This window comes from Pedobacter aquatilis, from assembly GCF_032678405.1.
Lineage (GTDB): Bacteria > Bacteroidota > Bacteroidia > Sphingobacteriales > Sphingobacteriaceae > Pedobacter > Pedobacter aquatilis_A.
The window spans coordinates 91,589-104,066 of record NZ_JAVTSJ010000007.1 but is presented as its reverse complement, the minus strand read 5'-3'; the positions used below and the strand labels follow the sequence as shown (position 1 = coordinate 104,066).

The 12,478-nt window shown below is 37.9% G+C and carries 9 protein-coding genes; 5 read left to right on the top strand and 4 right to left on the bottom strand.

What is annotated here, in order from left to right; all coding sequences use genetic code 11:
* Positions 1-1,598: 1,598 nt before the first annotated feature.
* From R2R71_RS18405 to R2R71_RS18390, 4 genes are all read right to left on the bottom strand, one after another.
* Positions 1,599-2,039, bottom strand: a complete 441-nt coding sequence (locus R2R71_RS18405) for a hypothetical protein (protein ID WP_316832749.1) — start codon at positions 2,037-2,039, stop codon at positions 1,599-1,601.
* A gap of 66 nt (positions 2,040-2,105) precedes the next feature.
* Positions 2,106-2,642 (bottom strand): hypothetical protein, encoded by a 537-nt coding sequence (locus R2R71_RS18400; RefSeq protein ID WP_316832748.1) that lies wholly within the window; start codon positions 2,640-2,642, stop codon positions 2,106-2,108.
* Between the two features lie 1,122 nt (positions 2,643-3,764).
* Positions 3,765-4,157: a hypothetical protein gene (locus R2R71_RS18395; protein ID WP_316832747.1), complete on the bottom strand. Its 393-nt coding sequence runs from the start codon at positions 4,155-4,157 to the stop codon at positions 3,765-3,767.
* Positions 4,158-5,075: 918 nt separating this feature from the next.
* The gene (locus tag R2R71_RS18390; protein ID WP_316832746.1) at positions 5,076-5,492 is read right to left on the bottom strand and encodes a hypothetical protein; all 417 of its coding nucleotides are present in this window, start codon (positions 5,490-5,492) and stop codon (positions 5,076-5,078) included.
* Positions 5,493-5,750: 258 nt separating this feature from the next.
* Here R2R71_RS18390 and R2R71_RS18385 point away from each other — a divergent pair, with 258 nt between their 5' ends.
* The 5 genes from R2R71_RS18385 to R2R71_RS18365 all read left to right on the top strand — a co-directional run bounded on the left by R2R71_RS18385 (position 5,751) and on the right by R2R71_RS18365 (position 12,471).
* A complete protein-coding gene (locus R2R71_RS18385) occupies positions 5,751-6,572 on the top strand; it encodes a polysaccharide biosynthesis/export family protein (protein WP_316832745.1) in 822 nt (273 codons plus the stop codon).
* Positions 6,569-8,974 (top strand): polysaccharide biosynthesis tyrosine autokinase, encoded by a 2,406-nt coding sequence (locus tag R2R71_RS18380; protein WP_316832744.1) that lies wholly within the window; start codon positions 6,569-6,571, stop codon positions 8,972-8,974. Before R2R71_RS18385 ends, R2R71_RS18380 begins: the two co-directional genes overlap by 4 nt.
* 126 nt (positions 8,975-9,100) lie before the next feature.
* Positions 9,101-9,604: a UpxY family transcription antiterminator gene (locus R2R71_RS18375; RefSeq protein WP_316832743.1), complete on the top strand. Its 504-nt coding sequence runs from the start codon at positions 9,101-9,103 to the stop codon at positions 9,602-9,604.
* A gap of 327 nt (positions 9,605-9,931) precedes the next feature.
* Positions 9,932-11,722, top strand: coding sequence for an asparagine synthase (glutamine-hydrolyzing) (gene asnB, locus R2R71_RS18370; protein ID WP_316832742.1), 1,791 nt, complete (start codon positions 9,932-9,934; stop codon positions 11,720-11,722).
* A gap of 344 nt (positions 11,723-12,066) precedes the next feature.
* Positions 12,067-12,471: a GIY-YIG nuclease family protein gene (locus tag R2R71_RS18365; protein WP_316832741.1), complete on the top strand. Its 405-nt coding sequence runs from the start codon at positions 12,067-12,069 to the stop codon at positions 12,469-12,471.
* Positions 12,472-12,478: the final 7 nt, after the last annotated feature.

Here is a 12,478-nt window from a genome sequence, read left to right as displayed (position 1 = left end):
GCGATTGGAGCACAGCGGAATAGAGGGATCTTTGGAGCGCCTAATTAAACAGATTGCTTCAGATCGCTCATTCCCGGCTTCGCAATGACGATGTTAACTGAAACTGATCATTTGCTCACCGCCGCAAGGGCTCTTACCTTTTTCTTGATAAAAAGGTAACCAAAAATCAAGGCTTGCCCCTCTCGTTGCATAAAGCAAGGGAATACCAATGGCGTTAATTTGAGGCCAGGCTGGCACACATTTCCCTTAGGGCTGCAAATTCCCTTGGGTTGTGGGGAAATGAAAGGGAGTTCAAGTATTCCCTTGCTTTCTGCTGCCTCGATGGGCTAGGCCGGATAGCGAGGTGCAGAGGTGTGGTTGAGGGCTTCTATTTGATCATTAGTTCATTGGTCTCAAAAAGTCGTCATCCCGATTGGAGCGCAGCAGAATAGAGGGATCTTTGGAGCTGTTGTAGGATGAAAAAGTCCTTCGACTACGCTCAGGATGACAGGTTGAGCAGGAAGACTCCTTCAGAGCGAAACGACACTCCGGTCCGTCACCCTGAACTTGTTTCAGGGTCTCCTTTCCAATAGATGCTGAACTAAATCCAGCAGGAAGTTTGAATTTAATAACGTCTTAGTTAAGATTTTTGATAATTGGTTATTGAACATTGGTTATTGCGTAAGCCTGTAACTGTGCTTCTGCCTTTCTTAACCTTAACATTTAGAAAACTCCGGGACTTGTTCGGCTGGGGTTTTGGAAAGCATCGCTACGCCGGGCCTGATAGGGCGATGATTTAGTTGCTATCCTATAGCTATCCCTACATCATTCCTTAATACTTTAGTTCCCGGGAGTCGAAGTGTTACTGAAGCATTATTGGAGTACACTGGGAGATAATACGAAGTAAGGGTGGATAGAACGTGGACTAAAGGTGGACTTGAGTCGGACTTGAGGTGGACTTAACATTGAAAATTATGGGTGAAAACGGTAGCGAAATTGCTATACCGGATTGATAAATCCCTTTGTAATGCTAATATAACAATTATTACTCAATGGTTCATTGGTTTCTACAACTCGTCATTGCGAGGATTAACGATGTGGCAATCTTTTCGTTAATATTTTTGATAATTGGTTATTGTATATTGATCAATTGGTTAATTGGTTAACTGAAAATTTCAAACTAAGAACTGAAAATTGTTTCAGGGTCTATCTTCCAAGAGATGCTGAAATAAATTCAGCAGGACGTTTGAATTTAATAACGTCTTAGTTAAGATTATTGGTTATTGAAAATTGTTCAATCGGTTAATTGTTTAACTGCCAACTGAAAACTGATTATTGGTCTCCACAACTCGTCATTCCGAGGTACGAAGCAATCTCTAATTATTATACTGATTGAGATAGATTGCTTCAGCTCACACTAGGCCGGCTTCGCAATGACGAATGAAAAAGTCCTTCGACTACGCTCAGGATGACAGGTTGAGTTGGAACCGGGATAAACTAGCTCGTACTAGTGTGGCTTCGCGATGACGGTATTAACTAGCAACTATAAACTGCCAACTGAGAACTGTTCACTGATACCGTTTAACTGGTTAATTTTAGTGGTTAGGAGTTAGCAGCGCTTAACTGTTATTATTTTTTCTTCTCCGGATAAAGACAAAGCCTAAGCCTGCGGCGGTTGCCCCTAGTGCCCATGAGTAATCGTCTAGGTTGCATTGTAGGGTAGTGGTATAATTTACAAGTTCACCTGCTACACAATTGGTACATACCGATACAAGTGGAGGGAGTGCTACTGCCGGAGTGCCATAAACACAGGAGCCGGTTACCTGATAATTGTTAGCCCAGGCTACTGTACATGATACGTTGGTAGATATTGGGTTATTCAACCAATAAACATCTGACGGAATCCCAATATTAATCCCGTTAACGATAACACCAAGCAGATAAGTATTATAGGTTGGATAAATTGTTGTTCCACCTATCACCTTACACCCAACAGCTGAAAAAGATTTTTCAGCAACCAGTAAAAACAATATCAACAAAAGGACCTTTAAATTTTTCATAAGCCTGGTGTGCTTCTTACGAAGTTACCAAGCCTTTTAGGCTAAATTGCTGTTCCTTTTATTCAGTTACTTAAAACTGTCAAAAACTTGATTTCTAAATATATTCAAAACTATTATCCCTGTCACAGCCATTAAAATCAGGATATATGTATCTAAAGGTACGGGCGTAGCAGGAGTACAATAAGTTGGGTTCGCCATTGTAAAGGTAACGTCAGGTCCTTCACCCGTTGGGGTACCTGTAAGTGTGGCTGCAATCACGCAACCGGCATAACCGGCATTATAAGTTGAGGTCAAAATCTCATTTTGTGCCGGAACAGGATCATTATTTCCTGTTGCAGGATTGTATTTAGTCGTTGCCGAGTAAGTATTAATTTGATTGCATTGATAACCAACTGAATTGTTAAAGTTAATCGCGATTCGTGATGGGTAGGCTGTAGCGTTACTGTATACCCTTACCGGACGGTTTACATCACCATAGTAAAAATATGTGCCTAAATAATTTGTGAATACCGCGGAGCCTGTATTACACCCTCTACCATTAGTTTGCGCATTGGAAGTTATCCCCATTATAAATAGGAATATCACAATTAAGATAACCCTCATTAAAAAGTTTGTTTTAAGCCATCAGTTACGTAAACATTAAAGGAGTAGATTTTGAAATTTGAAAAATATTTTATGATGCGATGCAAAATCCTAATAGGCAGCTTTTTCGGCTCAAAAAATGCAATTATCATTAAAGTAAAGGATGATTAAAAAATTAATTAGCTTAATTTTTCATAAATAGGTATGCAAAAGTGAGGAAAATATTTTGAAATAAAAATGAACAAAATGAATAAATTAAAATAAACTACTCATTTTTTGCGTCTTACAACAACACCAAGACTCTTCTTTCTAATGTGATCAATCCAGCAAGAAAGGCAATGATATGAGCGTAATCATTTATGAAGGCAATGGTAATAGAACATTTTGCCAATAAAGTAATACTGATCAAATCTACGGCAAATGAATAATATATCTCAAGTTATATTTTCGGATTTTGGCGCAATGACAGTAAACTAATAGCAGCCTACAATAAATGAAGACGAAAAACAATTGTTCATGAGCTAATTTAACAGATGGTTGATGTATATCAACGCAATTATTAAAAGTGAGCGTGTTTCTAAAAGTATGTGTTTACAAACGCGGCACGCGTGCCAGCGAAGAGCATGAAAATTAAGCTATAATGATTAATAAAGTTCTCTTAAGGCATATACAAATTACGTACTTGTAAGTAACGATCGTTATCTAACTACTTTAAGCCCTCTGTTCCTAAGCATAAAAAATCCAAATATGCCAAAAGGAATTAAAAGCATAAAAGCATAATCATCAATTGGACATTGGTAAACCCTGAAATCAACAATGACACCGGTCCTCGTAACACCACCAAAACTACAACTTGTACACGGTGTGCTTGTGGTACGAGTTAGTAGAATAAAATTTCCTGAAGTTGATTCATAACAATGCATAAAACCTAAGCTACAAACAGTACCGCCAGCAGTTAAAACATATGCTCTCTGTTCACTGGCAATGTAACATGCATTTGTGTACAACGTTTGTCCGAAAATATTTGAAGCATTAAATAATAAAAAGAGCGTGCAGATAAGTCTGACAAATTTCATATCATTATGGAAAGGGATGATTTCCGATACAAAAATACGAAAATGATGGCTTATTAGTTTTCGAATGCTACATCATCATACAATTTGTGTATTTTTTGATATATTTAATTCCTAAAAGCGCTAAAAAAACAAACAAAAGGAATATTTTTTCATCCATAGAGCATTGAAGTGGGGGATCAAGCCGTTGATAATTATGCAAATAGCCTATAAGACCGTTAGCGACACACTGATTAAAGGTATTAGCGCCAATTATTGCCCTTGGGCATGAAGCAGAACTTGTAAATAGCGGGTTTGAGTATACAGGTACGTAGTTGCATACTATCGGGCACAATACACTGATATTTTGCGTTGTTCCTGTATTTGTGATAAATATTTCGCTGCTGTTTACAACACAACCCACCTGCGCTATGCTTTGTTGATATAAAAATACCAATAAAGGAAGTATAGTTAAAAACTTCATTGCTCAATCGTTTATTAAGCAAATCAGGCAAAAAAAAGCGGGCAGTAATTAATTCAGAGGATGGATAAGGGCTAAGAACATCGGCATACTTTTGCTTAAAATTTTCAAAAATAACAGTTGCCTTAGTACAATAATTAACAATATATTGTAAATAATGTTTTGCTTAAGAAATTGATAGAAATATTACACCTTTAATCGTATAGCTTCCTGATTAAATCTAAGTAGCCGGCGTCCTCCTATTAAACCCAATGCAAATACTAGATAGCAGGCGTGTTTATCCAGCGGACAAACAATTAAGGTAAATATTCCTCCCTGATAGGGCCCAGTATAATTAGAAGTGTTATTCTTCGATCCACTACCATCATATACCCTACAAGTAAATTGGCCCGTAGAACTCCTTGACCAGCCACAGGCTGAATATTGGGTTATATCATCATCATAGTATCGGGTTGATCCTGACGTGCCATAATAATCTGTGTAAACAGTATTTCCCACAACACAACCGCTATAGCTTTGTGCACTAATATTTAATGAACTTAAAAAGATAAGTCCAAACAGGACTGCATTGAACAAAAACTTCATAAATATCTGGACATCTTTCTATTCCGGTATATTTATCATAGAGGGATTGTCAAAAATAGATGCCTTCAGGCCAATAACATCCACATGTAGCAGATAGTGATTGATATTAATCAACCATAATTTGTTTATCTGGATTTATATTTTTTTAAAAGAGATTAAAACCAGTTGTTCTTCAGTTAGTTGAAAAGTGTATTTCTCCTTAAACTTAATAAGTGGGGGGCATTCTCAATTTTAGCTGATTTAATCAAATTAGGTAAGTTGATATTATACAAAATACATACATAATCAGTGCAAGCTGTAGCTATTATGCCACTGTATGATTAACTTAAATTTGGTTCATGAAAGTGGGGCAAAACTAAAGTGTTTGTCATTCCTGATAAACTTTAAAGCCAAAACAGCCACAACTAAATTGAGAAGCGGGATATAATCATCTAAGGGGCAAGGAATTGGCGTAAAATTCACCCTGGTGCGGGTTGTATTATTACAGTTGCCATTCACACAACATCTGCCGCCATCATCAAGCGCCGTGCTGTAAACATATCTGGGACACTGATTTGGAAACCCCACATTGTTATAGGTTGGGCTACCGCCATAATCTACCCATGATCCTGAACCTGCAGTACCAATTACCGTAAAATAAATTACTTCACTAGAAGAATTCCCATAATTTAACGCACAGCCAACATCCGCCAAAGATTTAAAGGGATACAATAAGATGAAGAATGCAATAACCGAAAAGACAATTTTTCCCATAAAATAAATTATTATGGGATGCGGTTTAACAATAGCGGATATCCAAAAGTAATTAAAATATGCTAATTGTAAAAGACGGCAATAAAATACATTTGACAATTATCAACACATTAAGAATTGATTTGAAGAAAATATCATCAGCCTAAATTTGTGAAGGTTAAAAAAAGATTTGAAAGTACATTTGAGGTGATTTTTCTTCATTTAATCATTTTAAAAAGTATTTTTGTTTTTCAAACTTATAAGTGTAGGGCAGTCTATATGGTAGCGAAATTCAATAAGCAACACTCCTTTTTAATTATCCCGGTATTATTTCTTCTTATACTTTGTTCTTGTTCTGCGAGAAAAGAGCGAAGTCTGTTCAATGCACCAAGTGACATTGTTACGGACACTATTAAGCAGGTTTATGTGGTTAATGATCAGGGCATATCAGATGCCTTCTACAAAATAAAGGTGAACGACAAACTGGCAATCCGCAATGTTCAGAATTTTGAATTCGGTGCCACGGGAAACATTGCGGCTAATGCCCCGATAGTAAGCTCAGGCTCGGGAAATTCACAAAACGTATTATCTTTCCCCGTAGAATTGGATGGACAGGTAAATTTACCGGCGATTGGAAAGGTTCAGGTTGCAGGGCTAAGCCGTCGTGAGGCTGCCAATAAGATACAGGAGCTTTACAAAGAGAAGTTACTCAAAGATCCCATTATTGAACTTAACATTATTAATTTAAAAGTTACTTTACTCGGAGAATTTGGTAAGCAGGGGAATTTTTATATCGATCGGGAGAACATGAATCTTATTGATATCATTGGTGAAGCAGGCGGTATAACCAAAAATGCAGATCCCAAAACATTAAAGATTATACGTGGAGACCGAAGCCATCCGGAAATTATTTACGTAAATTTAAATGATATAAATAGTTTGGCGAGCAAGAAACTTATTTTGCAAAACGATGACCTCATCATATTACAAAGTACAAAGAGTGCGGCTTTAACAGAAAAATTAACAAGCATTAATAATGTTGTTCAACCAATTTTGATTGTTGTTAACCTCGGAATATTAATACTTAGTTTAACAAGATGACAGAGAATAAAGATGTATTAGGGCAACCAAAGCCTGTAAGTCAACAAATTGATTTTTACAAAATATTTCGTGTATTCTGGAGCCGCTGGTATTGGATTGCAGGTTCTGCTGCCATTGCACTTGCTATTGCAAAAGTAACCTTATGGTATACTCCGCCTATTTATCAAACCGGCTCCTCGCTTAAATTACAGGACAATAGCCCTTCAGTAATCGCATCTGGGATGCAATCTCAAAATTATAATTATACAGATAAGATTCAGGCAGAAAGTTTTGTAATTAAAAGTAATGACGTAATTCTTAAAGCCATTTCGAACATTAATTACCAGATTTCTTTTTATCTAAAAGGGAGAATAAGAACTACTGATTTATACCCGAGCATACCATTTCAGATTGAAATAATTAAACAGGACTCGGTTAATTTTAGCAGGGGGATTTATTTTGTTGAGGGATTAGATGAGCAAACATTCAGCATTAAAAGTTCGGATAACCCGGATGCGAAACCGGTAGATTATAAGTATGGCCAGGTTTTAAATCTCGGTAATATGCAGTTTGTTATTAAATCTAAAATCCCTTCAAATGGCAATTACAGTTTCAAATTTAACTCAAAAGAAGATTTTATAGGAAGGGCTGTTGGCGGTTTAAATGTTGCAGAAGCTGCCCGCTACACCAACATTATGAGTTTAAGTTTAACAGATGGGAATCCTGTGTTTGCTGCTGATATGCTTAATGCAATTATGAAAGAATACATTAAGTATGATGTAATTCAAAAAAGAAGATCGGCAAGCCAAACTGTAGATTTTATTAACGGCCAGCTCGATTTTATCGATGCGGAAGCGAAGAAATCGGGTGGTAACCTTGCTAACTTTAAAACCCAGAATAAAATTATTGACATGGGTACGGCCTCTTCAATGACGGTTAATAAGTTGTCTGGTTATGAAACACAGAAAAATGAACTATACATCAGACAACTCGGAATCAAACAACTGGAAGATCAGATCAATGCGAATAGAAGCAAGGTTGAGATAGGACTCGATTTAGAAGGTGTATTAAGTGGCGCTGTAAGCGGGCTGGTTGCACAACTCAATATTCTAATTGCAAACAGAGAAACAAAACTGACGCAATTTAATGCAGATGCTGCACCTATACTTGCATTGGATCGCCAGATTGCAAATATAAAGAGCTCGATACGAAACAACATTTATGTTATCAAAAAGCAGAATGAGGAGACTATTAATTATGTGAATAATCAAATTGCACAGGTTAATCAAAGTTTAGGAACCATTCCTCCAAAAGAACAAAATCTGGTAAAGCTTCAGACTACTTTTGAAGTCAATAATAAAATAAGGTCTTTCCTTTCTGAAAAAAAACTGGAAGCCGAAATGAATGCTGCAGCAACCGTGGCTGGTGCATCGGTTGTGAATCCGGCATACCCATCCTATTTTGCAATATCCCCTAACGAAAATAAAGTTTACACTACGGCCTTAATGATTGGTTTAGCCCTAGGTTTTGGTTTAATACTTTTAGTAAGGTTCTTAAACCCTTACATTTACGATAAAGAAGCTGTAGAAGCTTTAACTCATACATCGATTATTGGTGTTATCAGAAAATTCCCTGATTATATTGATAAGGATAGCAGACAGGCATTATCTATTGCAAAACCTAAGTCTGTATTTGCTGAATCTGTTCGGTCTGTACGTACCAATTTAAGTTTCCTTGCCAGTCACAAACAGAGTAAAATTATCTGTGTTACCTCAGAAATTTCGGGGGAGGGAAAATCATTTGTAACCTTAAATTTAGCCAGCACCCTTGCTTTGATTGAAAAAAAAGTAATCTTAGTTGCTGCTGATTTAAGAAAGTCGAAACTACATAAGGCTTTCAATTATGATAACAAAAAAGGGTTAAGCTCAGTATTATCTGGTCAGACTACGCTTCAAGATGTGATTATAAGTGATGAAGTCCATTTTATCGATTTCATACCTTCAGGGCCAGTACCACCAAATCCTTCTGAACTATTGCATACCGCAGCAATGAAAGACCTGTTAAAAGAACTAGAATCTCAATATGATTATGTGCTGGTTGATACTGCTCCGGTTGGATTAGTTTCGGATGCGATTCCGCTGATTCGAACCGCCGATGTTAACCTTTTTGTTATCCGATCTGGTGTTTCTCAAGAGCGTGCAGCCAACATCCCAGAGCGTCTATCAAGAGAATACGGCTTAAATAACCTTGCCATTGTTTTAAATGCTTTTGGAGATGATGCACTATACTCCAACTATTATACAACTGATTATAGCCGTGGTGGTGGCAACAGCACATACTATTATTCTGACTACTCAGGTTACTCAGGTTCAGGTTATTATGATGATGATAAGAAATGGTGGGAGTTCTGGAAGAAGAAGTAAAGTTAGTTGGTTAGTTGGTTAATTGGTTAATTGTTTAGGGGTCGTTGGTTAATAGTTTAGGGTTGAGCGGTTAGAGTTTAGGGATTAGCTGGTTAATTGTTGAGGTGCTCATAGCATTATAGATTAATGATTGATAATATTTACAAGTGGTATCCGGTTTATACGCGTTCGAAGGCTGAAAAAAAAGCTTATCAGGAATTAATCCGAAAAAATATTACTGCTTATCTTCCGCTGAAAAAAGTACTGAAGCAATGGAGCGACCGGAAGAAAATAGTTGAGGAACCTCTGATAAAATCCTATCTCTTTGTGTATATTTCGGCCAAAGAGCATGCGGAAGTGTTGATGACAAACGGCATCGCCCGCTTCCTCTATTTTTCAGGTCAGGTTGCCTCCATGCCTGAGCAACAAATTGAAAGTTTAAAATTATTACTGGCCACCGATGCCGAATTGGCGGTATTTGACTATGATATTAAGCCTGGCGAAAAAGTGAGCATAAAGGCTGGCCCTTTTAAAGGCATGCTGGCAGAAACGGTGTCTATACACAATAAACAACGCCTTATTTTACGTTTGGAAAATATGGGCTTTGCTATTGAAATCAATACTTCAATGGCTTTTGTGGAAAGGATTTAGGTTTGGGATTCAATTAGTAGCAGGCAATAGGTTATTTGTTTAACTGAGCATTGGCAACTGTTAACTAGCAACTGAACTGGGTATTGGGTTATTAGTTCGAAAGCCGTCATTGCGAGGCACGAAACAACTTATCTGGCAAAACAGATTGCTTCGTACCTCGCAATGATGAGATATTAAAAATATACATGATCGGTTCATTTTTAATAAGAAAATGTGACTGAAAGGGCGAAGCTGTGCCTGATTATATTAATGACAACTGTTTATTTGTTCATTGGTTCATTGGTCATTGGTCATTAGTTCACTGGTAACTGCCCACTTCAAACTAATATGTGTCGCATCGCAGGAATTATAGACCATACTAAAACAGAAGCTGACTTAAAGGCCAATGTTAAGGCTATGTGCGGTGTAATGGCACACGGCGGTCCTGATGATGAGGGTTTTTATGTAGCGGCGGAGAAAGGCATTGCTTTTGGCCACCGGAGATTGGCTTTAATCGACCTGAGTACTGCCGGGCATCAGCCTATGTTTTATAAAGAAGACCGTTATGTGCTTAGTTTCAATGGCGAAATCTATAATTATCGTGAGCTGAAGGGTTCCCTGCTAGACCTTAACCATGATTTTAAGAGCAATAGCGATACGGAAGTTATCCTCGCAGCTTATGCTGAATGGGGTGTAGAAAGTTTTGGCATGCTGAAAGGCATGTTTGCATTTTCTTTGTATGATACTGTGCAAAACCTAAGCTACCTTGTTCGCGATGCAGCAGGCATTAAACCATTATATTTTAGTACGGTAAAACAGAAATTAGTTTTTGCCTCCGAAGTCAGGGCATTCAGTCAAACAAGCTATTCATACACCAATAACAAGGACTGGAAAATTTACTTTCTGGCTTTCGGACATATTCCCGAACCCTATAGCACCTATCAGGAAATCCAGATGCTGGCTAAGGGTAGTTATTTAACCTGGTCGCATGCCAGTCATACCTTTGAAATCCATCAGTACAAATGTTTATCTGAACATGGTCAGATGAAGGATTATGCAGAAGCTATGCAAGTAGTAAGACAACAGTTAAAAAACTCGGTGAGGCGACACCTCTATTCTGATGCCCCTATCGGCGCTTTTTTAAGTGGTGGTATCGACAGCAGCATTATTAGCATACTGGCCGGTCAGGTCCTCAAAAATCAATCTGGCTTACACACGCTTTCAATTAATTTTGACGAAGCAGGTTATTCAGAGCAAGTTTATCAGGATTTAATCAGCAGACAAATTAAAAGCACCCATCAGGAATATAAGATCAGTAAAGCGGTATTTGACGCCTCATTTCCGGCTGCACTGGCCGCAATCGACCAGCCGTCAACAGATGGCATCAATTCGTGGTTTATCTCCTATTTCGCTAAACAAAATGGTATGAAAGCCGTATTATCCGGTATAGGGGCAGATGAATTGTTTGGAGGTTATCCTTCATTTAAAAGAATGAAATGGGTGGAGATCGCAAGTCGTTTACCACGCTTTATTCTAAAACAGGGCTTGCGTTTTAATCAACCGGCATTAAAACGGGCGTACTATTTAAGCTACCGGAATACCTGCGGCAAGTATTTGTTTTTAAGGGGGATTTTTAATCCGGAGGAAATAGCGGCCATATTAAGCTGTTCGGTTGATGAGGTTGATCAGGTGTTGAAATCTGCAAAGATCGGAACAATTCAGCCGGGATTAACTGCTGAACAAAGCGCGGGCTGGATGGAATACAATCTTTATATGCAAAACCAGCTTTTAAAGGATACCGACGCGATGAGCATGCAACATGGTGTTGAAGTACGTGTTCCTTTTTTAGATTATGATCTGGTTGAGGCTGTTCACCATATACCGGGTGATTTAGTTTATAAGCATACTAAGCCTAAAACTTTACTGATTGAGGCTTTCAAAAATGTGTTACCTGAAAAGATATGGAATCGTCCGAAAATGGGCTTTACCTTCCCTTTTCAGAAGTGGTTGACAACCAATCAGGCATTTTTAGATGCCTTATCAAGGCACGAGAATAAAAAGATCAGGGCCTTGACTGATGATTTCAGAAAAGGTAAGCTGCATTGGAGCAAAGTGATGGCGCTGTATCAGGTTAAGTAAATGGTGGGCAGTTTTCAGTTGGCAGTGAGCAGTGTTTAACTTTTATAATAAAAAAGGTTATCCTAAGCGAATGATAAGACAGTCCTTCGACTCCGCTCAGGATGACAACTTTGAATCAACTCAGGATGGCTACATTGACTCCGCTCAGGATGACAGCTGGTTGACGATTTAGAAAGTTTTTCAAAATGCAGAATTCAGCATTGCAATAGAAAAAACCAGTTATCAACACTATATAAAGCTCCAAAAAGACCTTTGTTTCATTAAAATTAAGATGAACAATTTGGTACCCTCGGGCGTAGCTAAATAGATTTGTCACCCTGAGCGTAGTCGAAGGGAAGATATAAATGAAGTATTATCATGTTTATATATTAAAGTGTAGTGATGATTCATACTATACTGGTGTAACAAATGATATTGAGAGAAGATTCAAGGAGCACATTAATGGTGAAAACAAAACCTGCTATACCTTTAATAAAAGACCGCTTTCTTTAGTTTTCTGTGATGACTTCATGGATATAAATCAAGCTATCGCTTTCGAAAAACAAATAAAAGGCTGGAGCAGAAAAAAGAAAGAGGCCATTATTGCAAATAACTGGGAGAAGCTGAAGGAACTTGCTTCCTGTAAAAATAGCACAACTCATATAAATTATGGAATGTCCTTCGACTCCGCTCAGGATGACAACTTTGACTCCAAGCCGGAGGGCAGCTTGAATTCCAATCAAGGTAGCCTAGGTAAAAGTTTGTCGTGATCCGATA